Source organism: Synechococcus sp. A10-1-5-9 (genome assembly GCF_047716785.1).
In the GTDB taxonomy this organism is placed as follows: domain Bacteria; phylum Cyanobacteriota; class Cyanobacteriia; order PCC-6307; family Cyanobiaceae; genus Synechococcus_C.
The window spans coordinates 1281242-1303180 of sequence record NZ_CP180406.1 but is presented as its reverse complement, the minus strand read 5'-3'; the positions used below and the strand labels follow the sequence as shown (position 1 = coordinate 1303180).

25 protein-coding genes, 1 tRNA gene and 2 pseudogenes are annotated in these 21939 nt (G+C 57.9%); 15 read left to right on the top strand and 13 right to left on the bottom strand.

Features of this window, described 5'->3' with window-relative positions; all coding sequences use genetic code 11:
* Positions 1-51: 51 nt before the first annotated feature.
* Positions 52-360: pseudogene (locus tag ACLM45_RS07435) on the top strand (DNA-3-methyladenine glycosylase); the annotation flags it as partial.
* Positions 361-589: 229 nt separating this feature from the next.
* Positions 590-1612, top strand: a pseudogene (locus ACLM45_RS07430) (site-specific integrase).
* Positions 1613-1938: 326 nt separating this feature from the next.
* On the opposite strand, the gene ACLM45_RS07425 reads toward ACLM45_RS07430, so the two are convergent.
* Positions 1939-2235 (bottom strand): hypothetical protein, encoded by a 297-nt coding sequence (locus ACLM45_RS07425; protein ID WP_415411295.1) that lies wholly within the window; start codon positions 2233-2235, stop codon positions 1939-1941.
* Positions 2236-2250: 15 nt separating this feature from the next.
* Here ACLM45_RS07425 and ACLM45_RS07420 point away from each other — a divergent pair, with 15 nt between their 5' ends.
* Positions 2251-2475 (top strand): hypothetical protein, encoded by a 225-nt coding sequence (locus tag ACLM45_RS07420; RefSeq protein WP_415411294.1) that lies wholly within the window; start codon positions 2251-2253, stop codon positions 2473-2475.
* A gap of 356 nt (positions 2476-2831) precedes the next feature.
* On the opposite strand, the gene ACLM45_RS07415 is transcribed toward ACLM45_RS07420, so the two are convergent.
* Positions 2832-3491: a methyltransferase domain-containing protein gene (locus ACLM45_RS07415; RefSeq protein WP_415411293.1), complete on the bottom strand. Its 660-nt coding sequence runs from the start codon at positions 3489-3491 to the stop codon at positions 2832-2834.
* 96 nt (positions 3492-3587) lie between these two features.
* Between ACLM45_RS07415 and ACLM45_RS07410 the strand changes: the two genes are divergently transcribed.
* Together ACLM45_RS07410 and ACLM45_RS07405 are read left to right on the top strand one after the other, a co-directional pair.
* On the top strand, positions 3588-4259 hold the full coding sequence (locus ACLM45_RS07410; protein WP_415411380.1) for a DNA-3-methyladenine glycosylase: 672 nt from the start codon (positions 3588-3590) through the stop codon (positions 4257-4259).
* Positions 4256-5284, top strand: coding sequence for an aspartate carbamoyltransferase catalytic subunit (locus ACLM45_RS07405; protein WP_415411292.1), 1029 nt, complete (start codon positions 4256-4258; stop codon positions 5282-5284). The genes ACLM45_RS07410 and ACLM45_RS07405 overlap by 4 nt, the downstream gene beginning before the upstream one ends.
* On the opposite strand, the gene ACLM45_RS07400 is transcribed toward ACLM45_RS07405, so the two are convergent.
* From ACLM45_RS07400 to ACLM45_RS07375, 6 genes are all read right to left on the bottom strand, one after another.
* Complete coding sequence (locus ACLM45_RS07400; RefSeq protein ID WP_006042297.1) at positions 5245-6738, bottom strand: NAD(P)/FAD-dependent oxidoreductase; 1494 nt, start codon at positions 6736-6738, stop codon at positions 5245-5247. The genes ACLM45_RS07405 and ACLM45_RS07400 overlap by 40 nt on opposite strands.
* 80 nt (positions 6739-6818) lie before the next feature.
* Positions 6819-7160, bottom strand: a complete 342-nt coding sequence (locus ACLM45_RS07395; protein WP_006042296.1) for a DUF565 domain-containing protein — start codon at positions 7158-7160, stop codon at positions 6819-6821.
* 222 nt (positions 7161-7382) lie between these two features.
* Positions 7383-7583 carry a hypothetical protein gene (locus tag ACLM45_RS07390; RefSeq protein ID WP_006042295.1) on the bottom strand — a complete coding sequence of 67 codons (201 nt, stop codon included), beginning with the start codon at positions 7581-7583 and terminating at the stop codon, positions 7383-7385.
* 66 nt (positions 7584-7649) lie between these two features.
* Complete coding sequence (locus tag ACLM45_RS07385) at positions 7650-7787, bottom strand: hypothetical protein (protein ID WP_415411291.1); 138 nt, start codon at positions 7785-7787, stop codon at positions 7650-7652.
* Positions 7788-7798: 11 nt separating this feature from the next.
* Positions 7799-7963, bottom strand: a complete 165-nt coding sequence (locus ACLM45_RS07380) for a PCP reductase family protein (protein ID WP_415411290.1) — start codon at positions 7961-7963, stop codon at positions 7799-7801.
* Positions 7964-7986: 23 nt separating this feature from the next.
* A tRNA-Ala gene (locus ACLM45_RS07375) sits at positions 7987-8059 on the bottom strand.
* 70 nt (positions 8060-8129) lie between these two features.
* On the opposite strand from ACLM45_RS07375, the gene ACLM45_RS07370 reads away from it, so the two are divergent.
* Positions 8130-8333 carry a DUF2555 domain-containing protein gene (locus ACLM45_RS07370; RefSeq protein ID WP_198005737.1) on the top strand — a complete coding sequence of 68 codons (204 nt, stop codon included), beginning with the start codon at positions 8130-8132 and terminating at the stop codon, positions 8331-8333.
* Positions 8334-8336: 3 nt separating this feature from the next.
* Entirely contained in the window at positions 8337-9593 is a 1257-nt protein-coding gene (coaBC, locus tag ACLM45_RS07365; protein ID WP_415411289.1) for a bifunctional phosphopantothenoylcysteine decarboxylase/phosphopantothenate--cysteine ligase CoaBC, read from the top strand.
* Here the strand turns inward: coaBC and ACLM45_RS07360 are convergent.
* Complete coding sequence (locus ACLM45_RS07360; protein ID WP_050752019.1) at positions 9590-9874, bottom strand: hypothetical protein; 285 nt, start codon at positions 9872-9874, stop codon at positions 9590-9592. The two genes, coaBC and ACLM45_RS07360, sit on opposite strands and share 4 nt — an antisense overlap.
* Positions 9875-10012: 138 nt before the next feature.
* Here ACLM45_RS07360 and psbO point away from each other — a divergent pair, with 138 nt between their 5' ends.
* The 5 genes from psbO (at position 10013) to ACLM45_RS07335 (ending at position 15282) form a co-directional block, all read left to right on the top strand.
* Positions 10013-10834 (top strand): photosystem II manganese-stabilizing polypeptide, encoded by an 822-nt coding sequence (gene psbO / locus ACLM45_RS07355; protein ID WP_415411288.1) that lies wholly within the window; start codon positions 10013-10015, stop codon positions 10832-10834.
* A gap of 109 nt (positions 10835-10943) precedes the next feature.
* Positions 10944-12113 (top strand): sulfate adenylyltransferase, encoded by a 1170-nt coding sequence (gene sat / locus ACLM45_RS07350; protein ID WP_415411287.1) that lies wholly within the window; start codon positions 10944-10946, stop codon positions 12111-12113.
* Between the two features lie 46 nt (positions 12114-12159).
* Positions 12160-14010, top strand: coding sequence for an ATP-dependent zinc metalloprotease FtsH3 (ftsH3, locus tag ACLM45_RS07345; protein ID WP_006042287.1), 1851 nt, complete (start codon positions 12160-12162; stop codon positions 14008-14010).
* Positions 13994-14638: a bifunctional 4-hydroxy-2-oxoglutarate aldolase/2-dehydro-3-deoxy-phosphogluconate aldolase gene (locus ACLM45_RS07340; RefSeq protein WP_415411286.1), complete on the top strand. Its 645-nt coding sequence runs from the start codon at positions 13994-13996 to the stop codon at positions 14636-14638. Before ftsH3 ends, ACLM45_RS07340 begins: the two co-directional genes overlap by 17 nt.
* Positions 14639-14682: 44 nt before the next feature.
* A complete protein-coding gene (locus ACLM45_RS07335) occupies positions 14683-15282 on the top strand; it encodes a hypothetical protein (RefSeq protein WP_415411285.1) in 600 nt (199 codons plus the stop codon).
* 16 nt (positions 15283-15298) lie between these two features.
* Here the strand turns inward: ACLM45_RS07335 and aroC are convergent, their stop codons facing one another.
* From aroC to ACLM45_RS07315, 4 genes are read right to left on the bottom strand one after another with little or no spacing between them, the layout of a single operon-like run.
* Positions 15299-16387 (bottom strand): chorismate synthase, encoded by a 1089-nt coding sequence (gene aroC / locus ACLM45_RS07330; protein WP_415411284.1) that lies wholly within the window; start codon positions 16385-16387, stop codon positions 15299-15301.
* Between the two features lie 30 nt (positions 16388-16417).
* Entirely contained in the window at positions 16418-16921 is a 504-nt protein-coding gene (locus tag ACLM45_RS07325; RefSeq protein ID WP_415411283.1) for a cupin domain-containing protein, read from the bottom strand.
* Positions 16921-17781 (bottom strand): SAM-dependent methyltransferase, encoded by an 861-nt coding sequence (locus ACLM45_RS07320; protein WP_415411282.1) that lies wholly within the window; start codon positions 17779-17781, stop codon positions 16921-16923. The genes ACLM45_RS07325 and ACLM45_RS07320 overlap by 1 nt, the downstream gene beginning before the upstream one ends.
* Before the next feature lie 5 nt (positions 17782-17786).
* On the bottom strand, positions 17787-18629 hold the full coding sequence (locus ACLM45_RS07315; protein ID WP_038005172.1) for a class I SAM-dependent methyltransferase: 843 nt from the start codon (positions 18627-18629) through the stop codon (positions 17787-17789).
* 314 nt (positions 18630-18943) lie between these two features.
* Between ACLM45_RS07315 and ACLM45_RS07310 the strand changes: the two genes are divergently transcribed.
* Genes ACLM45_RS07310 through ACLM45_RS07300 form a run of 3 tightly spaced genes read left to right on the top strand, consistent with a single transcriptional unit; the run spans position 18944 to position 21938 of the window.
* Positions 18944-20080: a quaternary amine ABC transporter ATP-binding protein gene (locus ACLM45_RS07310; RefSeq protein ID WP_415411281.1), complete on the top strand. Its 1137-nt coding sequence runs from the start codon at positions 18944-18946 to the stop codon at positions 20078-20080.
* Positions 20077-20973 (top strand): ABC transporter permease, encoded by an 897-nt coding sequence (locus ACLM45_RS07305; RefSeq protein WP_415411280.1) that lies wholly within the window; start codon positions 20077-20079, stop codon positions 20971-20973. The genes ACLM45_RS07310 and ACLM45_RS07305 overlap by 4 nt, the downstream gene beginning before the upstream one ends.
* A complete protein-coding gene (locus ACLM45_RS07300; protein ID WP_415411379.1) occupies positions 20970-21938 on the top strand; it encodes a glycine betaine ABC transporter substrate-binding protein in 969 nt (322 codons plus the stop codon). The genes ACLM45_RS07305 and ACLM45_RS07300 overlap by 4 nt, the downstream gene beginning before the upstream one ends.
* The last annotated feature ends 1 nt before the right edge of the window (position 21939 follow it).

Genomic DNA, 21939 nt, shown 5'->3' with positions numbered 1-21939 from the left:
GTTTGCTCTCCTGTCACCACTCCAGAAGACTGGAAACGATCCGATGGAGGGATGGTCATCGCCTCGTTTGACTTCTCTCCTCTGCCCCCATCCTTTTTCTCCCGCTCTGCCGAGGAGGTGGGCCCCCACCTGATTGGCTGCAGGTTGGTGAAACGCCAAGAGGACGGCAGCCTGCTTTGGGGCGAGATTGTGGAAACGGAGGCGTATTCCCAGGAGGAGCCTGCCTGTCATGGCTATCGGCGCAGGAGCCCTCAAAACGAAACGCTCTTTGGTGAGCCAGGTCGCTTCTATGTGTATGTGAGCTACGGCATTCACCACTGCGTGAAGCGAGCCCTGACTTCAAGGACCCCAGGCTGGGCTTGATTGTTGAGTGGTTGCCCTGGGTCAGCCAGCCAACACTCAAGCCACTGCAGCTGATTTGAGCGATTTGTCTTGCTTGCAGACCTCCAATGGCTACGGAGGGCTACGACCTTGATGGGCTGTGTTGGATAAATCAGTGGTGCAGCCGTAGCCGTGGTCTCAGCAGCGGCGGCACAGCTTGAGGAAACCACCTTCTCTACGCAACAACAACGGCACTCTCCAGGTGAGGGTGAGAATTGACGGCAGGGATGCGTTTATCAACCGCCTGGGTCGTTGGGATGACCCTGTGGCAGTGGCTAAAGCCCACGCCATTGCCGCCCAAATCTGGAGCGACTACCAGCAGGGGTGCTTTGACCGCTCCCTGATGGCGTATCAACCTCTCATCAACGGCAAGCAGGTGGGATTGCTGGAGGCGCTACGGGTGCGGGCAGAGAGCAAACGCCAGGCAGCCGCCATCCACGCCCACAAGCTGCTGGAGCGCTATGGACAACCCATCCGCACCAGAAGCGATGCAGAGGAGTTTTTGCGTTGGTTGAGAGAGGAGCGTGGCTTGAGCGACTGCACCATTGCTGGGTTGATGACCCACTACCGCCAATGCAGCGGTGGCAACCGCCATTTGTTTTCTCACAAACTCAAGTAGCAGCGGCGGTCAGTGCAGAGCGATGTGCTGAGCGTGGAAGAAATCCAAGCCGTGCTGAGCGACCTGGAGACCAACGAGCCCTGGTATTACCCGCTGTTTCTGCTGTGGCTCAGCACAGGGATGCGAAATGCCGAAATCAGGGGATTGACCTGGGACTGCATCCGCTGGGAAGAAGGCGAGGTGCTGGTCTGCAAGAGCTTGAGGCGTGATGGCTATTCCTCAGGTCATCACAGCTGGGCAACGACGAAGACAGGGAGAGAGCGGGTTGTGCCACTGACCGCACAGGTGCTGGAGGTGTTGAGACAGCACAAGGCTGCGATGGAGCTGCTGGAGATTTACGACCCTTATGGGCTGGTGTTTGTCGCCCCCACCAGCCACACGAATATCTACGACCATCTGGTGGGTCGGGTATGGCATCGCAGCCTGCAGCGTTGTGGATTGAAGCCCCGCCGTCTCTATGCCCAACGCCATAGCTTCCTGTCTCACGCTTTAGCGATGGGAAACTCCCCAGCTGACTTGGCAGCGGCAGCAGGGCACTCCACCAAGATGCTGCTTGATACCTATGCCAAGCCAACAGGCAGATTGAAGATGCCGACTTGGCAGACAGCTTGAAACAAAAACCAAAAAAAGATGTTATGAGCCAAGCTATAAAAGTGGGTGCGTCAGGGCTTGATATACGGCGGAAATAGCAATAAAAACAAGCCTGCGTGATGCATCGCTCTTGTTGGCTTTGCCTGCAGATATTGGAGTGTCAGTCAATCCTCATGTGGCGACCCTGTAAAAGGTGCAACTTGCATAAATAACTAACGCTTGCAGTGCTTACTCGGTGGAATGAGAAGCGCCAGCTGCGAGCCATACAACAGAAGAGATGTGCTGGATGCCAAGGAATTGGTGTCAGTATCTCTGCGTGAGAAGAAACAGGAGAAACTCAAATGACATCAATACAACAAGAAGAGCGCAGGCAAGCCCAACGCTTGAAACGGAATATCAAACACCTCATCAAAGGTGAGCTCCACAGCATCAACCCCTGGTGGCTCATCAGCTTTCACTACCGAGACCACCACACGAAGGAAGATGAGTTGCTCCTGGATGTGGCTGACCTGATGCGGAAACTCCACCGCATCATCTACAAGAGCCGTGATAAGACCATCAAGGGTGCTGGTGAATATCCCTATCCACGGATGCTGTTTTTCCACGAAACCAGCCACTAAGGCACAGGTCAGTTTCACACGCACCTCATCACAGAAAAGATGCCAGAGAGCCTAAATACCCAATATGAGATGGAAGCCCTGTTTCGCAAGCGACTTCCCAATAAGGTCAAGGCATTGTCTAAATGGAAATCCATAGATATTCAACGCATCAACCCACAGGATGATGACTACAGACGCATCAGCAATTATTTGGGAAAACAGACCAGCTTGGAGCTGATTGCCCTTGACCCATTCAATAGCGACCTATCACCAAAAAAGAAATGAGAAGAAACCAACTCACCATCACCTACCCAGAAGGTGGCGCCCAGCAACTCCATCAGGCGCTGCTGCTCCTGAAGAGAAGTCGCCATCTCAATATCTCAGCATTCTGTAGAGAGGCGATTGCTGAGAAGTTGGAGCGACTGGAGAAAAACAAATGAAAACCATTGCTATTCGCCTGCCTGATGTGGAAGCGGCAATGCTGGTGGAGATTTAGAAGAGAAATAAGCAGTTTAGGGGCTTTCAGCAAATGTTATGCCAGCAAAAAAAGGCAGGAATATTTCAAGTCTGGGCGATAGTGAGTGGGTTTTGATAGAGCAATCTTAGGGAGCATGTTTTGTTTCGCTCCGACAAGGCGATTGCTAGCACCTTGAAGTGCCGTCAGAATGATTTGTTGGCTGCGGCTTTTTTGCTGCCTCTTTGTAGGTTAACATTCCCTGCATGAGCTCTTTATGATTGGCTGGAGTGCATATGTATGAATCAAGGCCAAGTATTCTTGTGATTCCCGCATATGGCTTCTTGGCTACAAGCATTGAATCGGCATAGCCGTTACTTAGCCAATCCGTGTTGATTGGGTTTGCTGCTGGGGTGCAATTCGTGTGTGAATGTATAACTTCTAGGCTGGTGTATCTCGCTAGGGCTACAAGACCATCTGTGAAAAAACGCCAGCAATCTACAGGGTATCTATGCTCTCCAAACCCATTGGGTGCGATGATGCAAATCAGTCCGCCTGGCTTGAGGATTCTTACCATTTCGGACATCGTTACCCAGAAAAACTCTATGTGCTCAAATGCTTGACCTGAAATAACAATATCAAAGGCTTCGGTCTCTATTTCTCTCCAGTTGTAAGTATTTTTTGGGACAATGTCAACGTTGGGCCCTGGAGACATGTCCAGTCCTGTGTATTCAAAATCGGGTAATGGAAAGAATTGCTTGTAGGAGCCATTGACGTCGTAGCTTCCGACGTCAATGACTTTGAGTTTTTGGTTGTGGGGCGCAAATGTATTGCGAAACCATTGCATTCGCAGTAGAGATGACTGATGCACGTTTCTGCTTTGGGTTGTGCTGAATCTTTAACACAAGCTCCGTAGCCTTTTGTTCATCCCAAAGCCACTCCCATAGCCTCCAAGACCCTCCCAGCCCTGCCCCACGCCTTCTTCTGCCGTCCAGCGCAGGTCGTTGCCCCTGAACTGATTGGCTGCCGGTTGGTGAAAGGCCCAACAGACGGCAGCCTGCTCTGGGGTGTGGTGGTGGAAACGGAGGCGTATTCCCAAGACGACCCCGCTTGCCACGGCTATCGCCGCCGCTCCCCCAGCAACGAGACGCTCTTTGGTGAGCCAGGGCGGTTTTACGTCTATGTGAGCTATGGCATCCACCACTGCGTGAATGTGGTCACCGATCGGGCGGACTGGGCCAATGGTGTGTTGCTCAGGGCCGTGGCGCTGCCTGGTGAGCCAGAGCGTGTGGCAGCGGGACCCGGGCTGCTGGCCCGTCGCTTCGGGATTGATCGGCAGATGGATGGTTGTGCAGCCTGCACTGGGAAGGATCTCTGGATCGCCCCGCGTCCTTCAAATCTGCGGGAGCCAGCGCTGTTCACGACCACCCGCATTGGAATTGCCAGAGGCCAGGAGCTGCCGTGGCGCTGGTATCTCCAGGCGAGTCGCAGCGTGAGCAAAAGGGCCAAGGGAGACCGAAAGCCGCAGCTGGAGGATGCCTACAAACCCAGTGCATCCTGTGCGAATGGATCACCTCCCTTTAAAATTGAAGAGAGTGAGCGGACGCCCAGTTGAGCGCGTGGATCCACCGCCACATCCTCGATCTCTCCACCTTCTCCAGGGAGGATTACGCGGCTGTTCTGGAGCTGGCTCATCGGTTCAGCGCAATGCCGGTCACTGGCGCGCGGAGGCTGCCGGCGCTTCAGGGGCGGCTGGTGGCCACACTCTTCTTCGAACCAAGCACCCGCACCCGCAGCAGCTTTGAGCTGGCGGCTAAGCGGTTGTCTGCCGACGTCTCCAGCTTCTCGCCTTCCAGCAGCTCGCTCAGCAAGGGAGAGTCCCTGCTCGACACAGCACGCACGTATGTGGCCATGGGTGCGGATGTGCTGGTGGTGCGACACCGCTGCACAGGGGTGCCCAGGCAGTTGGCCGAAGCCCTCGAACGCACGGGTGAGCGCACCGTGGTGCTCAATGGCGGCGATGGCCTGCACAGCCATCCAAGCCAGGGGCTGCTCGATCTCTACACCCTGGCGCAGCATTTCAACCCCAGTCACCCGTTGCCGGAGGCTCTGCGCGGACGCCGCATTGTGATCGTGGGCGATGTTCTCCACTCCCGGGTGGCGCGCTCCAATCTCTGGGCCCTCACCGCCTGTGGCGCGGATGTGATTCTCTGCGGTCCGCCAAGCCTGGTGCCTGAGGCCTTTGCGCAGTTCGTGGCCCAGCCGCCGCCGGGACAAGCCACAGACCCCGTTGCCGATCGGGGCTCGTTGACCGTGGTGCGCAACCTTGATGATGCGCTGGCCGGAGCCGATGCGGTGATGACCTTGCGTTTGCAGAAGGAGCGCATGCGTCAGCACATGCTCACCAGTCTGGATCGCTATCACCGCGACTTCGGGCTCAGCCATGAGCGGCTAGAGGCCTGCCAGGTTGCGATTCCCGTGCTTCACCCTGGCCCGGTGAACCGGGGTGTGGAGATGAGCGGTGCCCTTCTCGATGATCTGAGCGCCAATCTCGTGGAGGATCAGGTGCGCAACGGCATCCCGATCCGCATGGCGCTGCTTTATTTGATGGCGGCTGCTGAGTCTCCGCTTCCGCTCTGAGTGGGCAGCCCAGACACCTGATTGGAGTAGTAATCCATTGCGGCCCTTAGTGCAGCACCGGGTTCGGCGATCGAGGGGCCGGAGCCAGACTGCATTGGAAATGCAGCATCTGGGGCATCCAGTCCCATGTGCTGACTGGGCATCCCCGTGAGCAGCATCGATGCTCTCGACTGCGAAACCACTGCAAAGATCCATTTGATCAGCAAGGTGTAGCGGTTTTCCCGATCGGGCATGAAGGCGAGGTGGGCGGCAGCCCAGAGCAGCCAACCGATGCCCCCTTTGAACTTGAAACCGCGCAGATCGGCGACAGCGTCCACCCGGTCGAGCACGGCCATGCTGCCGAAGTCAAACCAGCTGAACGTTGGACGTGATCGTCCACTCACCACGGCAGCAATGTCTTTGCCCACGAAGCCGCCGGCCTGGGTGGCGGGTCCCGCCATTCCAGGCAGGGGATTGCCGTCCCGGGTGTGCTTGTAGGAGCAGAGGTCCCCGACCACGCGGATTTCCGGGTGGCCTGGCACCGAGAAGTCCGGTGCCACGATCACGCGTCCGCTCCTGTCGGTTTCGCAGCCGATGGCGTCGGCCAGTTTCTTCCCGAGATGGGAAGGGCGGACACCGGCTGTCCAGATCACAGTGGCGGCCTGAAGGCGTCGGTCTCCATCGGGAGTGCCCACGGTCACCTCGCCGGGCTGCATTGTCTGCACCCGCCCCTTGAAGAGCATTTCCACGCCAAGGGCCTCAAGGGTTTCCTGGGCAGCTTGAGATAGCGACTCCGGCATGGCCCTCAACACACGATCGCCCGGATCCACCAGAACGATGCGGGTATCTGATGGGTTGAGCTGGCGGAACTCACGGCGCATGGCATTGCGCATCAATTCAGAAGTGGCGCCCGCCATTTCGCAGCCTGTGGGTCCGCCGCCCACAATCACGACCGTTTGAAGGAATCGACGCGCTTCTGGGTCAGGGGTCTGCTCTGCTTGCTCCATCGCCATCAGCAGGCGGCGGCGGATCTCTTCAGCGTGTTCGAGGATCTTCATCGGTGGCGCAAAGGTGCGCCAGTTTTCATGCCCGAAGAATGTGCTGCCTGAACCGGTGGCAAGAACGAGATAGTCGTAGCCATAAGCCTTGCCGTTGAAAACGATCTGCTGGCCTTCAGGGTTGATCTGGGTTACTTCACCCAGCAGCACCTGCACATTTCGCTGGCGTCCAACCATTTGTCGCAGAGGCGTTGCAACATCGCCGCGGGAGACCAGACCAGTGGCCACCTGGTACAGGAGTGGCTGAAACAAGTTGAAATTTCGTTTGTCGATCAGGCTGATGCGAACGTCGGCATTGGCCAAGGCTTTGCAGGCTCTGACACCAGCGAATCCACCGCCAACGATCACCACGTGGGGGGCATGACGAAGGCGTTCCTCTGGGGGCTCAAGCTCGAGGTAGAAACGCTCACCAGCCATGGCCAGAACTTCAGCAGGTCTGTCCGTAGGGTATGAATCGACAGAAGTTTTGTCCGTGCTCTGCAGTGCAGTCAGGAGCGTCAGAGAAGCTTGAAACCCTCCAGCAGGAGCCCATACAACAGACCGATACGGATCATGTCCAGAAGCTGACGGCCCAGATGATTGTTGTGATCCCTGGCCCAGTGACGCCTCACGCGCACCATCACCTCTAGAACCCCAACGCTCAACATGGATGCCAGCGGATCCATCAGATTGAGGGAACCGGAAATGGCAGGAATACCGTTTCCGAGCATGAAGCTTCCCGTCAGGGCGATCAGGAGGAGGGAGGCACGACGCCAGGGATTCTTCGCCCAACGGTCGAGCCGAGTCGAGGCTTCTCCAAGACTCTGCTGAAGCTGGGTTGACTGAAGACGGGCGGTCATGAGGGAAGCCGCTCAGAGAAGAGGCAGGGAGGTGCACTGGTGATCCCCATCACCCGACCCAGACCCTGCCGAACGATGTTTACACCATTCCTAGTGCTTTTGCCTTTATCAAGCCCTACATCTTGGACTGAAAATAAAAAACCCAGGCATGGCCTGGGTCGGATGATGGGGACTGGCGAAGGAAAGCTTGTTCCTAGCGATTTGGCAAGAGGGCCGTCGAAATCAGTCGGATTCAGCTTTGGCCTTGCGAGAGCTCTTGCCTTCGAGCAGTTCAAGCAGGGCTTCCATCTGCGCCATCACACCACGCACTTCGCCGGCTTCTGGTAAGAGGCCGTCTTCCATGACGCCTTGGTGCATTTCGCGCAATTCCTGACGGATATAACGCAGATGACTCACCACCTGTTCGCGTTTTGACTGAGACATTTACCGAGATCTTCTCAACGTCTCTTTTACCGCATGACCCCGCAGCACTGCATTCTTGGGGTGTCTTCAGCGGCGGGCCAGGCCGCCGGCCATGAGAATCAGCAGGTAAGTCAGCAGTGCGGACGGGCGCACCGGAATTGAAGCGAACACGGCACACCCCAGCACGGTCATGAGAAGCGGTCGAAAGGTTCGGCGTGTGACCATCCGAAAATTCATCACGAACCGCGGGCGAACTGGGATCTCGCCTTTTCGTAGAATGTGCTGTCGATTAGATCACGCTTCTGCTCAATTGCTAATGATTCGATCCTGCGACGGACCGCTGGACGAACAAAGAAGGGAACTTCGCGAAGCGCTTGTTCGGCGTCGGACGTCCAATTCATAACGTCCATTCTTAAATGACTTATGGAGGATAGGGGATTCGAACCCCTGACCTCTGCGGTGCGATCGCAGCGCTCTACCAACTGAGCTAACCCCCCTTAACCGAAACCTAGCGTCTGTCTTTCGTTGAAGACTCCAGGCACAATGAAGGAAGCGTCCACGCTCTGCATGACGATCACGCCGGAGCGTCTGGCTTCCTTTGATGAAGCCTCGGTGGCCTCCCTGGCCCGTCGTCTTGAAGACGACGACTACCCAACCCCGTTTGAGGGCCTTAGCGACTGGCACCTGCTTCGTGCTCTGGCGATTCATCGCCCTGAGCTCACGCGTCCCTATGTGCACCTGATCGATCAGGAACCCTTCGACGAGGACTGACCGATGGACGGGCTGCTGCAGGGACGGCGAGTGGTTGTTGCGGCCTGCGGAAGCATCGCCGCTGTGAAGACACCACTGCTGGTGAGTGCTCTTGTTAAGGAGGGTGCGCAGGTCCGTTGCTTAGTGACCAGCAGTGCTGCCCAGCTTGTCAGTCCTGTCGCTCTGGCTTGTCTCAGTCGTCATTCCTGTCTTCAGGACGCTGATCAATGGGATCCGTCCCGCTCGCGACCTCTGCACATCGAGCTCGCGGAATGGGCCGATTTGGTGATCGTGGCACCGCTGAGCGCCAGTAGCCTCTCTCGATGGGTGCACGGTGAGGGCGAAGGACTGCTTGCCAGTCTTCTGTTGGCCTGTGAGTGCCCGGTTCTGGCTGCAGGAGCCATGAACACCGCCATGTGGCAACACCCGGCGGTTCAGCGCAACTGGCTCACGCTCCATGGAGATCCTCGGGTGCTGCCCTTGGCTCCGGAGGCCGGATTGCTGGCGTGTGACCGCGTCGGGACCGGACGGATGGCTGCTCCGGAGTGCCTCGTGCTGGCTGCCGCCAGCATGTTTTTGCAGGCTGACAAGCAGGGGAGGCTGCGTTGCGATTGGCGCGGCAAGCGTGTGCTGATCAGTGCTGGGCCCACGCAGGAACTGCTGGATTCTGTGCGCCTGATCAGTAACCGCAGCAGCGGCCGCATGGGCGTTCTGCTCGCGCAAGCGGCACGCTTCCGTGGTGCTTACGTTGATTTGGTGCATGGTCCGCTGAAGGTTCCAGAGGCCTGGCTGGAGGGTCTGAACTGTCTGCCGGCTTTCAGCAGCGCAGCAATGGAGCTCTGCCTTTTGGAGCATCAACCACGCGCCGATGCCGTGTTGATGTGCGCAGCCGTTGCGGATTTGCGGCGCAAGCGCTTGGAGGATTCCTCCAAACTTCCCAAAGGCGAGCTCATGAAGACGATTGCTGAGGGCTGGGAGCAGGTGCCGGACCTGCTTCAGTTGCTGCGGTCAAGACGTCCTTCCCGGCAACGCCTGCTGGGTTTTGCTGCATTAGGTGGAGACGATAAAACCTTGCTCCAGCGCGGTTATCAGAAGTATCAGGCCAAAGGGTGTGACCTGTTGATGGTCAATCCGATCGATCGCCCGAATCAGGGTCTTGACTGCGACCTGAACGGTGGCTGGCTCATCGGCCCCGGTGAACGCCAGGAGGAAATGCCTGCCATGCACAAGTTCTCTCTGGCACACGATCTGCTGGATCGGCTCAGCCAGCTTGGCGATTAGGCCGCCATATCAGCAGGTCCCTGATCGAGCAGTGCGATGAAGGTTTTGAGTTGCAGCCGAGGGATATAGGGCCAGCCACCGCTGCGCTCAAGGGTCTGAAGAAAGCTAAAGAGCTGCTGGCGATCTTCCGGAAGGCTGTTGCGAAACGCTCCCTCTTGAACGTCGCGGTGAAGGGCTTCAAGCTCTCTGAGGAAGAGGAGAAGTGCCTCAGGCTTATCGCGTTGGTCGTCGGCAAGCGCCCGAAGCTGCTCAAGCATTGGCTGAAGCTGAGCCTGGATCATGGATTCATCGTTGCGCTGCACGCCGATCGCTTCACGTTGTTGAGAGGTTGCGAACCTAGCGGGAGTGGCCGATCAGCTTCTGTAGGATCCGCCTCATCGGTGGACATTGTCACCACCCGGCCATTCGGCAACTCTCCCATGCGCTTCCGTCCTCTGCTGGCCCTGGTGCTGGCCTTCTGTCTCACGGTTGTCACCGCCTGCAGCGGCGGTGCACAGGCCGTTGAACGTTCCAATGTCACTTACGACGACATCCGCAATACGGGTAAGGCCAACGACTGCCCAACCCTTTCAGACTCGGCTCGCGGTTCCATTGCGCTGACCCCTGGTGCTGATTACGAGCTCAGAGGGATCTGCATGCACCCCACGCAAGTCTTCGTTAAGGGTGAGCCTGCCAACAAACGACAAGAAGCACAATTTGTCGAAGGCAAAATCCTCACGCGCTACACCTCCAGTCTCGATGAGGTTTACGGCACACTTGAAGTCGGAGAAGACAGCCTGACCTTCAAGGAAGAAGGTGGCATTGATTTTCAGCCGATCACTGTGCTGATTCCCGGAGGAGAGGAGTTTCCCTTTACGTTCTCCAGTAAGAGTCTGAGTGCCTCGGCCAACGGTGCCGCGATTACAACCAGCACTGATTTCGACGGAACATATCGGACCCCCAGCTACCGCACGAGCAACTTCATTGATCCCAAGGGCCGCGCTCTCACAACTGGTGTGGACTACCCACAAGGACTGATTGGCCTGGGTGGCGACTACAAGGAGCTGGAGACCGAGAACGTCAAGCGATACATCGATGGTCAAGGTGTCATGAGTATGTCCATCACCAAAGTTGATCCTGAAACCGGAGAATTCGCCGGAGTCTTCTCAGCCATTCAGCCTTCAGACTCCGATATGGGTGGCCGTGAAATCGTTGATGTGAAGATCAATGGTGAGCTCTACGGTCGACTCGAGGAAGCCTGAGCTTCGTCGCTTCTTCCTCGCCAACCCGACCGAAGGGGGAGCATGCGCTCCCCTTTTTTTGTGCAATCTGGGACAATTCTCGAGCTTCCCGTTTCGATGAAGGCCTGTCATGACTGCCAGCACCACCTCAACACAGTCCTCAGGCGTGATTGCCCCCTATGGAGGGACCCTGGTTGATCTGATGGTGCCTGAGTCCGATCGGGCTTCTGTGAAAGCTTCAGCAACCACAAGTATCGAATGCTCCGACCGCAACGCCTGCGACGTGGAGCTCCTCATCGTCGGTGGCTTCTCTCCTGAGCGCGGATTCATGCATCAGGCGGACTATGCCGCTGTTGTGGAAGGTCATCGCACGACCTCAGGTCATCTGTTCGGCCTGCCAATCGTCATGGACACCGATCGAGACGATGTGACGGTCGGAGACAAGGTGCTGCTCACCTACAAGGGTCAGGATCTTGCCGTTCTCACGGTTGAGGACAAGTGGGAGCCCGACAAGGTTGTGGAGGCCAAAGGCTGCTATGGCACCACATCCCTCGAGCATCCCGCAGTTCGGATGATTGCTACGGAACGCCGTCGCTTCTATCTCGGAGGGGTGATCCAGGGGCTTGAGCTCCCGAAGCGGGTGTTTCCCTGCAAGACCCCTGCGGAAGTGCGTGCCGGGTTGCCTGCTGGTGAAGACGTGGTCGCCTTCCAGTGCCGCAATCCCATCCACCGTGCTCATTACGAACTGTTCACGCGAGCTTTGGATGCCAGCAATGTGAGTGAGAAGGCCGTGGTGCTGGTTCATCCCACATGCGGTCCCACCCAGCAGGACGACATCCCCGGTGCGGTGCGGTTCCAGACCTATGAACGTCTTGCTGATGAGGTGGACAATCCGCGCATTCGTTGGGCCTATCTCCCCTATGCCATGCACATGGCAGGACCTCGTGAAGCCCTGCAGCACATGATTATCCGCCGCAACTACGGCTGCACTCACTTCATCATTGGGCGCGATATGGCTGGTTGCAAGTCATCACTGACCGGAGATGACTTCTATGGCGCGTATGACGCACAGAACTTCGCTAAGGAATGTGCGCCGGAACTCACGATGGAGACGGTTCCATCCCTCAACCTGGTCTACACAGAGGAAGAGGGTTACGTGACGGCCGAACACGCCGAAGCCCGTGGCCTGCACGTGAGGAAACTCAGCGGCACGCAGTTCCGCAAGATGCTTCGCAGTGGTGAGGAGATTCCGGAATGGTTCGCGTTCCGTAGCGTGGTCGAGGTTCTGCGAGCCTCCTGACCCCTCAGGATCCCATTAACATTCCTTCATCTAAGGCGAGAAAACCTTGAACAAGCGATGGCGCAACGTAGGGCTTTATGTCCTGTTAGTAGTCGTGGTGATCGTGGTCGGAACGGCTTTCCTTGACCGTCCAGATCCCGCGGCGACGGCTCAGAACCTCCGTTACAGCGATTTCGTTGAGCAGGTTCAGGAGGATCAGGTCAGTCGAGTTCTGCTCTCTCCCGATCGCGGAACAGCACAGGTTGTGGCAACTGATGGCCGTCGATCTGAAGTGAATCTGGCTCCAGACAAGGATTTGCTCAAGATGCTCACGGATCACAACGTGGACATCGCTGTTCAGCCGTCCAGGCAACCGGGAGCCTGGCAACAGGCTGCTTCGAGCTTGATCTTTCCGGTTCTTCTGCTTGGAGGTCTTTTCTTTCTCTTCCGCCGCGCTCAATCCGGCGGTGGCGGTGGGAACCCGGCCATGAATTTCGGCAAAAGCAAGGCCCGAGTTCAAATGGAGCCCTCCACTCAGATCACGTTTGGAGATGTGGCTGGAATCGAGGGAGCCAAGCTTGAATTGACTGAGGTGGTGGATTTCCTCAAGAACCCTGATCGCTTTACGGCGGTTGGCGCCAAGATTCCGAAGGGAGTCCTTCTCGTTGGCCCTCCCGGAACTGGCAAAACTCTGCTCGCCAAGGCTGTGGCTGGTGAAGCTGGTGTTCCGTTCTTCTCCATCTCCGGTTCGGAATTTGTGGAAATGTTTGTGGGTGTCGGTGCCAGCCGCGTTCGTGATCTGTTCGAGCAGGCCAAGAAAAATGCTCCTTGCATCGTCTTCATTGATGAAATCGATGCGGTTGGCCGCCAGCGTGGCGCTGGTCTCGGTGGAGGTAACGATGAGCGCGAACAGACGCTGAATCAGCTGCTCACCGAAATGGATGGTTTCGAGGGCAATACGGGGATCATCATCGTCGCTGCCACGAACCGTCCCGATGTGCTGGACGCAGCACTGATGCGTCCAGGCCGTTTCGACCGGCAGGTTGTCGTGGACCGTCCTGACTACGCCGGTCGTCTGCAGATTCTCAACGTGCATGCCCGAGGTAAGACCCTCTCGAAGGACGTCGATCTCGACAAAGTGGCGCGCCGCACCCCTGGCTACACCGGTGCTGATCTTTCCAATCTTCTGAATGAGGCTGCAATTCTTGCGGCCCGCCGCGATCTCAGTGAGGTGAGTAACGATGAAATCAGCGATGCCATCGAACGGGTGATGGCCGGTCCTGAGAAAAAAGACCGTGTAATGAGCGAACGTCGCAAGCGTCTGGTGGCTTACCACGAAGCTGGTCACGCCCTGGTTGGAGCGCTGATGCCCGATTACGACCCTGTTCAGAAGATTTCGATCATTCCCCGAGGCAATGCTGGTGGACTGACGTTCTTCACCCCTAGCGAGGAACGGATGGAGTCGGGTCTGTATTCACGCACCTACCTCCAAAATCAGATGGCCGTGGCACTCGGTGGTCGGGTGGCCGAGGAAATCGTCTACGGGGAGGACGAGGTCACAACTGGAGCCTCCAACGACCTCCAGCAGGTGGCTCAGGTTGCCCGCCAAATGGTGACCCGTTTCGGCATGAGTGACAAACTCGGGCCGGTCGCTCTGGGCCGATCCCAGGGTGGGATGTTCCTAGGTCGGGATATCGCCGCTGAGCGTGATTTTTCTGAGGACACTGCTGCCACGATCGATGAAGAGGTGTCTGATCTGGTCGATGTCGCTTACAAGCGCGCGACCAAGGTGCTCGTCAGCAATCGGAGTGTTCTCGACGAGATCGCAGAGATGCTTGTGGAGCAGGAAACTGTTGATGCAGAAGAATTGCAAGAGCTTCTGATCCGCAGTGACGTCCGGGTTGCCGAATACGTCTGATCCTTCGGAGTGTCTGATCAGCTCATTAACCGATCAGCCTCTTCTTGTCGTTCTGCGACCAGGATCCAACGACTACCAAAACACCTTTGAGAGCACCCGCCTCTGCCATCAGCTGGATCAGCTGGTAGGGGCGGGTGTTTTGCATGTTGAGCTGGCCTGGGCGTTTCATCCCCGTTGGCCCATGCTCGTTGACGCGATCAGGGAGCGTTACCCAGAAGTCAGGCTGGGTGCGGCATCCGTGTCCACACTGCCGGCTCTGCAACAGGTCGCCAACCTGGGTCTCGGTTATGCCATGTCTCCACTTCTGGATCCCGAGTTGCAGTCCAAGGCGAGAGATTTGTGCTGTGTTCTGGTTCCTGGAGTCATGACGCCCTCTGAGATTCGATCAGCCCAAGCGCTTGGCTGCAGCTTGGTGAAGCTCTTCCCGGCTTCGGTACTCGGCGTCGACTATCGGCGTCAGATCTCGGCTCCCATGGGTGATCTCCCGTTCATGATTGCTGCCGGTGGACTGCGATGCACCGATCTGATCCCTTGGTTAGCGGCCGGCTACAACGCCGTCGCTCTGGGCCGGACCGTGTTCGTCGACGATGCCCTGGATCCTGGGATGAAGCCATGGCTCGGTGGATGAGTTGAGACTCATCTGCTACAGATGAGAGAGATGTTTCTGTGCCGATGTCTCAGTTATCCATCAAGCTGAGCGACAAAGCCGATGCTCTCGTCGCTCAGCTTCAGAAAGAGATCTTCAACCGTCGCCGTAAGAAGGTCACGGCCGCAGGGGTTGTGGAAACGCTGGTTGAAAGCGGTGCCCGTTCGCAGTCCGACAAGCGATTCGCGACCTCTTGGGTGAATCTGATTAAGGACATCGAAAAAGCGGCCAAGCTTGCCAACGCCCATGGCAGCAAGCCTGCATCTTTGACGGACGAGGAGTGGGTGATGGTGCTGAGCCATCGCAACCGAGCTGCGTCGACAAGACCAGCCCGCAAGAAACCTGCGACTGCATCCAAGAAAGCCACGTCCGCTAGGCCTGTTAAAGCAGCGTCGAAATCAATGGCCAAACCCTCGTCAGCCAAGCCATCAGCTGTCAAAAAGCAGGCTGTTCCGAAGCCTGCTGCCAAAGCGTCTACAGGGACCGCTGCCAACCCCCGACCTGCCAAGAGGGCTCGCAAGCGCACTCAATCGTCGGCCGCTTCCGGCACTGTGGCTGGGCGGATGGCGAAAGCAGCAGCGCCGCTGGTCAGCGTCAATGGAATCGATTCGCCTGCCCGCAGCTAATCGCGGCTGGACTCCTTCACCACAAACTGCATTGGCCATGCTGTCTCAGTAGATGATCGGCCAGAACGAGATTCACCATCGCTTCCACCATCGGAACGGCCCTCGGCAGGACGCAAGGGTCGTGTCTCCCTTTGGCGGCAAGGGTGGTGGCTTCGCCACGGTCGTTGATGGTCTGCTGTTCCTTGCGAATCGTTGCAGTTGGTTTGAAGGCCACGCGGATCACGATCGGCTCACCGTTGCTGATTCCTCCTTGGATTCCCCCGGAATTGTTGGAGGCCGTGCGCAGCCTTCCGTCGTCACTGGGAAGAAAAGCGTCATTGTGCTGGCTTCCTTTAAGCAGGGTGCCGGCGAAGCCTGAGCCGATTTCGAAGCCTTTGGTGGCGGGCAGGGACATCACGGCTTTGGCCAGATCCGCTTCCAGCTTGTCGAACACTGGCATCCCGAGGCCAACGGGCGGCCTTCTCACGACACATTCGATCAAGCCACCGCAGGAGTCACCTTCCTGTCCGATCTCTTCGACCCGTTCGATCATGCGTTCAGCCATCGTCGCGTCCGGGCAACGCACGATGTTGGCCTCCACGGCTTCACGCGTCACGGCACTGGCGTCCACCTGGGCCTCCAGATCGTGGATGCGTTTCACCCAGGCCACAACCTCTGTGCCATGGGATCGCTGCAGTATCTGCCGGGCAATGGCTCCAGCCGCCACTCGTCCGATGGTTTCCCGGGCCGAGGCTCTCCCTCCACCGCTGCGGGCCTGAATCCCATACTTCGCCTGATAAGTGGCGTCGGCATGGGAAGGGCGGAAGGCGACCTCCACTTCCTTGTAATCCTGCGGACGTTGATCTTTGTTGCGCACCACCATGGCGATCGGTGTGCCAAGGGTGATCCCATCCATCACACCGCTGAGGATCTCCACCTGGTCGGCTTCCTTTCGGGGTGTGGTGATCTTGCTTTGCCCAGGGCGTCTCCGATCGAGTTCAGCCTGAATGGCCACCAGGTCCAGTTCCAGTCTTGGCGGGCATCCTTCCAGGATCACCCCCACGCCGCCGCCATGGGACTCGCCGAAGGTGCTGATGCGGAACAGGGTGCCGAAACTGCTGCCCATGGAATGCCATCGATCGCCAAAGCGTAGATGTCAGAGCAGGTCAGGCAGCGCCCCCGGTGGATGCTGCTCAGCGGGTCGAGATCTCAGCATCTCGAAATCCTCGAACTGAAACCCTGGGCCGACGCAGCAGCTCACCAGGCTGTACTGCCCTTCCGTGCGGGCTGCCTGCCAGTGACCTGCCCGAACGGCGTGCAGAGGCTGGTGAAGTGACAGAACGTGTTGGAGAGCTTCGCTGCCATTCGGCTCCAGCGTCCAGAGGCTCAGGGGTGAGCCCTGCAGATGGATCCAGATTTCGTCGGCACCGTGCACGGCATGCCAGCAACTTTTGGATTCGGCATCCAGGAGAAAGAGGATGGCGGTGATGCTGCTGCGCTGCGCACCGTCGCTGCGGGTGATCTGTTCCGGGCTGCGGTGCATTTCCCTGTACCAGCCACCCTCGGGATGGGGATGCAGATTCCAGTCTTGGATGAGCTGCTCAACCACTTCGCGGGGGGTGTGGTCGGAAGATTGCGCTTGGTTGTCAGGTGTTTCCATCAGTGCAGTGGTTTGCGGAAGCGCATCAGGCCCCAACACAGTCGGCCGGCTTCACCTCCTTCCACCCAGTGGCCGAGGCCAGCATCCATGCGCTCGAGGTAGTCGGTACTGATGGTGCGGGTCAGCAGCTCACGGCGCTGCTTGAGCTCTTCACGCACGCGGCTGTAGTGCTTGATCAGCATGGGAGTTCGATCGTCCCAATGTGTTCGTTCAAGCCCAGCCACGTCAGCCCAGGTTCTGTAGCGCTCCGGGGAGCCGAGGTCTTGGAGGTGGATCCGCTGCAGGATCGCTGAGAGCGACTCGGCTGGAACGCCATCGGCGGCCATGGGGTCGGTCATCACCATCACACCGCCAGGCTTCAGTAGGCGCGACGCCTCATGCATCACTTTCTGACGGTCACCTGAGTGCAAGATTGCGTCTTGGCTCCAGATCACATCAGCACAGCCATCGTCCAGAGGAACCGATTCAAAGGAGGCGTTGTGAACGGTGATGGTCTGGTCGACACCGGCTTCGCGGTTGAGAAGCCGATGACGATCATTCTCAACGGCGGAAATATTGATGGCTTCGACCCGCATGTTGGGCCGTTGGCAGAGACGGCGAGCAGCACCCCCGTAGCCAGAGCCAAAATCCACCACAAGGCGCTCAGCTTGTCCATCGCCTAGCCCCTCACTGCCAATCAAGTCGATCAGGGTGTCGACTGTGCGCCGGCTGGCCGCGGCGATGGCTTCATCGGGTTCGGCATACAAGCCGATGTGAATGTCCTCGCCTCCCCAGATGTCGGCATAGAAGTGGTCGGCATCGGTGCTGTCGTAGTAGCTGGCAGCCGTGGCCGCGGCATCGGAGTAGGTGCTTTGCGTCATGGGGTTTAGATCGCGGTCACATCGGTGTCGAAGAGGTATTCCTTTTCGGCAACGTGCACGTAGAAATCAGGGTCGTCGTGGCCGCGTTGGTAGTCGCCGTAGGTGGTGATGCGCTGGAAGCCCACCTCGCGCATCAACCTCCTCACGTAGCCATGACGCAAGGGGAACATGTTGAGGTGGTAAGTGCTCCCATCGCTGAAGGCGTAGCGGAACCGCGCGAGTCCGTCGTCCACATGCTCAGGACCAACCTCCACATCCTTGCCGCAATACACGTTGCTTTTGCCGCTGGTTGAGGTTCCTTCGAGGAGTCTGTCGTAGTTGCGATGGTCGAGAATGAGGATGCCGTTGTGCTTAAGAACGGCGTAGTACTCCGCTAGGGCTTTGCGCCGATCCCGTTCCCGGAACAAATGGGTGAAGGAGTTGCCCAGGCAGATCACGGCGTCGTATTCGCCATGGATGTCGCGGTTCAGAAAACGCCAGTCGGCGTGAACCGTCCGCATCAGCAGGTCACGACTGCGAGCATTCTTGAAAGCCCGGGCCAGCATGTTCGGGCTCCCATCCACGCTCACCACTTCGAAGCCTTCGCGAAGTAGCCGCACGGAATGAAATCCGGTCCCCGTGGCCACATCCAGAATGGACTTGGCTCCGTGCTCTCGAAGCAGCTTCACGAAGAAATCCCCCTCCGCTTCTTCCCGTGCTTGCCAATCGATGAGACGATCCCACCGGTCAGCGAATTGCTCGATGTACTCCTGCTGGTAGTGGTCCGTTTCCCTCACGCTTTCGGGGGTCTCGCCGAACCGCTGAGCATCACCGGACTCCGCTGAAGGGTGGCTCTTGGTTGAGGTCATGCCGAATTCGCTCTTGACTGCACTGGAAATGGCAGCGATGCCGCAGACCCTTTGACTGCAGTGCACGCAACACCATTGATGTGAACGATGAACAAGATTCACGCTCCCTTTGCAAGCTAACCATGAACTGGATAGCTGTCAGCTTTCCGGTGAAATTAATCGCTTTAGATTTATACGCATATTCGCGAGAAGCCCTGTGCTGCAGTTGGTCTCATGAATTTAAATCTGTGCTCATTCAAGGTCTTTGGATTGATATTCCTCATGCCTCTTCTTGTTTTTGCTATAAGCCTTAAAGGTTCTCGGAGGGCTCTGAAGTGCGGTCAGAGATCTCCATAAGGTCGGCGTGGAAAGTATTCGGTGGTTCTTCCTCTGAGGTAGTTCATCAATTGCGCAACGGCGCAGACCCCGATCAGCTCCATCAGCAACTGGGTGCTCGCGCTGCTGTGCAAGATGTCTGCCTCGATATCTGCGCTGGCGAGATCTTTGTTGTGATGGGCCTGTCCGGCTCGGGTAAGTCCACATTGCTGCGACTGCTCAACGGACTGATTCGACCCTCTGCTGGTGATGTCTTGGTGCAGGGGCGTTCGCTCGCTGCGTTGACGCCCTCCGAGCTGGCTGACTTGCGCCGGCATCAGATGGCGATGGTTTTTCAATCGTTTGCGCTGTTCCCCCATCGGAGCGTTCTGGACAACGCGGCCTTCGGCCTTGAGGTTGCTGGCGTTCCACGCAGAGTTCGGCAATCCCGAGCCATCGAGGCGTTGGAGCGGGTGGGACTGGGACAGGAGTTGCGCAAGCGACCCGCGCAACTCTCAGGAGGGATGCAACAGCGCGTGGGCCTGGCGCGAGCGCTGGCGCTCGATCCCCCGATCCTGCTCATGGATGAGGCCTTTTCAGCCCTCGATCCTCTGATTCGTGTCGACATGCAGGATCTGCTTCTCGATCTCCAGGCGGAGCAGCGCCGCACGGTTGTTTTCATCACCCATGACCTTGATGAAGCCATTCGGATCGGTGACCGGATCGCTCTGATGCAGGGAGGGCGACTGCTCCAGTGCGATACGGCCCAAACCCTCCTGCATCAACCCGCTAGCGAGGAGGTCCGGCGTTTCTTCAGGGATGTGGATGTGACATCGGTGCTGACCGTCGACCGTGTGGCGATGCCTACCAACCGTGAGCTTGTGCTTCAGGACGGCGACCCCCGTCCTGAGCGATCTCAGGACACGCTTTATGTCATGGACTCACAGCGCCGGTTCTTGGGGATGGTCACCGCGCAACGGGGTTGGCTTGACGCTTCAGAAACCACCGTCTTGCGGTCGAGAACTCGCGTCAAGGATGCAATCCAATCGGTGGCTCTGTGCTCTGATCCAGTGCCTGTGCTGGATTCTGGGCAGCAATTCATTGGTGTGATCAGCGCCCATCAACTGCTCAGATCGATGGAGGGATTGGGTTCATGACTCTCCTCGCAGCGGCACATCAGGCTGGATGGCTGGGTCAAGGTGTCGACGTCATCGTTGCCTGGCTGCTCGCCAATGCTCAGGGTGCTTTTGATGTGATCAAGGTCTCGGTTCTCGCCGTGGTTTCCTTCACCGAGATGCTTCTAGACAGTCCTCCGGCTTGGTTGCTCGCCTGGAGCGTGGCTGCGATCGGTCTCTGGAGAGTGAGTGGAGGCTTCGCGCTCTTCGTGCTTCTCGGCCTCAACCTTGTGCTTTCCCTCCAGCTCTGGAACGAGATGATCGCCACTCTGGCTTTGGTGATCACGGCCTCGCTATTGGCCCTCGTGATCGGCTTGCCCTTGGGAATCCTCTCGGCCCGATACCGCTCGGTTTGGCGTCTGGTGAGGCCCTGCCTCGACTTGATGCAGACCATGCCGGCCTTTGTTTATCTGATTCCTGCTGTGATGCTGTTCAGCACCGGTGAGGTGCCTTCGATCCTGGCCACCCTGATCTTTTCCATGCCTCCTGTCGTCCGATTGACGCAGCTCGGATTGTCACAGGTCCCTGCTGATCTGATCGAAGCAGGACGCTCCTTCGGATGCAGTGAACGCCAGCTTCTCTGGAAAGTTCAGATGCCGAGTGCACTACCCACGGTGATGACGGGCGTCAATCAGACGATCATGCTGGCTCTGTCCATGGTGGTGATCGCTTCCATGATTGGCGGAGGCGGTTTAGGCGATGTGGTGTTGCGTGGCATTCAGCAGCTCGACGTGGGTCTGGGTTTCGAGGGTGGAATTGCTGTAGTGATCCTTGCCGTGATCCTCGACCGTCTCAGTCAGAGCTTCACAGCCCGCGAAGTGCAACCCCTTCGTCAGCGCTGGCGCGCGTGGATGTCTCCCTGGAGGTCGTCATGAGTGATTACAACCGCATCCGTCGACGCGCGGTGTTGCTTGGAGGCCTGGGGCTTGCGGGGGCTTCGATGGCCAGCTTGGTCAATCTCAGTCAACCTTCTGCTCGGACGTCCCAGGTGGCAGGTCCGGAGACTGGACGTACACCGCAACCCACCTCAGCATTAACTGGATCTCCTCTACGACTGGGTTGGTCTCCCTGGGCTGATGCCGAGGTCATCAGCCTGATCGCTCAGAAGGTGATTCAGCAGGCCTACAACATCGAGGTGGAGAGAGTTCTCGCTGACATCGGCATTCAATACGCCTCAGTTGCTCGCGGCGATCTCGACATGATGCTGATGGCCTGGTTGCCACTGACCCATCGTGACTACTGGCAACGGGTGCGCGACCGCGTGCTCGATTTCGGGTCGATGTATTCCGGCCGTCTGGGTTGGGTGGTTCCCAACTACATCCCGAAGGCTGAGCTCTCGTCGATCCAGCAGTTGCGGGACCCTGCTCTGGCCTCTCGTTTTCAGAACCGCGTGCAAGGGATCGATCCCGGTTCAGGGTTGAATCAGGCGTCTGCAGAGGCGCTCAAGAGCTACCAACTCAATGACCTGGACTTGGTGGCGTCGAGCAGTGCGGCGATGACGGCGGTGCTTGACCAGGCCATTCGCCGAGAGCAATGGGTGATTGTCACCAGCTGGATGCCGCATTGGATGTTCGCCCGCTACAAGTTGCGCTTTCTCGAAGACCCGAAGCGTGTTTTTGGTGGCATTGAGTGGATTCATGCGCTGGGTCGGCCCAGTCTTGATTTGGATGCTCCCGATCTCGCTGACTTCTTGACCCGTTTCCATCTCCCGGATCAGGAGATGTCAGACCTGCTGCTCAAGGCCAATGACCGGTCAGCTGAGATCGCTGTCGACGAATACCTCGACACCCATCCCGCACGCGTTCGCTACTGGACCACAGGGCAGATCGCCGCTGGGTGAT

What these genes read in the sequence shown, in the direction of transcription:
- ACLM45_RS07390 (WP_006042295.1), bottom strand. Translation starts at nt 7,583, where the DNA reads ATGTCTCAGTCAAAACGCGAACAGGTGGTGAGTCATCTGCGTTATATC.
- ACLM45_RS07420 (WP_415411294.1), top strand. Translation starts at nt 2,251, where the DNA reads ATGCCAGAGAGCCTAAATACCCAATATGAGATGGAAGCCCTGTTTCGC.
- ACLM45_RS07300 (WP_415411379.1), top strand. Translation starts at nt 20,970, where the DNA reads ATGAGTGATTACAACCGCATCCGTCGACGCGCGGTGTTGCTTGGAGGC.
- ACLM45_RS07360 (WP_050752019.1), bottom strand. Translation starts at nt 9,874, where the DNA reads ATGATCCAGGCTCAGCTTCAGCCAATGCTTGAGCAGCTTCGGGCGCTT.
- ACLM45_RS07305 (WP_415411280.1), top strand. Translation starts at nt 20,077, where the DNA reads ATGACTCTCCTCGCAGCGGCACATCAGGCTGGATGGCTGGGTCAAGGT.
- psbO (WP_415411288.1), top strand. Translation starts at nt 10,013, where the DNA reads ATGCGCTTCCGTCCTCTGCTGGCCCTGGTGCTGGCCTTCTGTCTCACG.
- coaBC (WP_415411289.1), top strand. Translation starts at nt 8,337, where the DNA reads ATGGACGGGCTGCTGCAGGGACGGCGAGTGGTTGTTGCGGCCTGCGGA.
- ACLM45_RS07325 (WP_415411283.1), bottom strand. Translation starts at nt 16,921, where the DNA reads ATGGAAACACCTGACAACCAAGCGCAATCTTCCGACCACACCCCCCGC.
- ACLM45_RS07385 (WP_415411291.1), bottom strand. Translation starts at nt 7,787, where the DNA reads ATGGTCACACGCCGAACCTTTCGACCGCTTCTCATGACCGTGCTGGGG.
- ACLM45_RS07315 (WP_038005172.1), bottom strand. Translation starts at nt 18,629, where the DNA reads ATGACCTCAACCAAGAGCCACCCTTCAGCGGAGTCCGGTGATGCTCAG.
- ACLM45_RS07400 (WP_006042297.1), bottom strand. Translation starts at nt 6,738, where the DNA reads ATGGCTGGTGAGCGTTTCTACCTCGAGCTTGAGCCCCCAGAGGAACGC.
- sat (WP_415411287.1), top strand. Translation starts at nt 10,944, where the DNA reads ATGACTGCCAGCACCACCTCAACACAGTCCTCAGGCGTGATTGCCCCC.
- ACLM45_RS07380 (WP_415411290.1), bottom strand. Translation starts at nt 7,963, where the DNA reads ATGAATTGGACGTCCGACGCCGAACAAGCGCTTCGCGAAGTTCCCTTC.
- ACLM45_RS07335 (WP_415411285.1), top strand. Translation starts at nt 14,683, where the DNA reads ATGTCTCAGTTATCCATCAAGCTGAGCGACAAAGCCGATGCTCTCGTC.
- aroC (WP_415411284.1), bottom strand. Translation starts at nt 16,387, where the DNA reads ATGGGCAGCAGTTTCGGCACCCTGTTCCGCATCAGCACCTTCGGCGAG.
- ACLM45_RS07415 (WP_415411293.1), bottom strand. Translation starts at nt 3,491, where the DNA reads ATGCAATGGTTTCGCAATACATTTGCGCCCCACAACCAAAAACTCAAA.
- ACLM45_RS07395 (WP_006042296.1), bottom strand. Translation starts at nt 7,160, where the DNA reads ATGACCGCCCGTCTTCAGTCAACCCAGCTTCAGCAGAGTCTTGGAGAA.
- ACLM45_RS07320 (WP_415411282.1), bottom strand. Translation starts at nt 17,781, where the DNA reads ATGACGCAAAGCACCTACTCCGATGCCGCGGCCACGGCTGCCAGCTAC.
- ACLM45_RS07370 (WP_198005737.1), top strand. Translation starts at nt 8,130, where the DNA reads ATGACGATCACGCCGGAGCGTCTGGCTTCCTTTGATGAAGCCTCGGTG.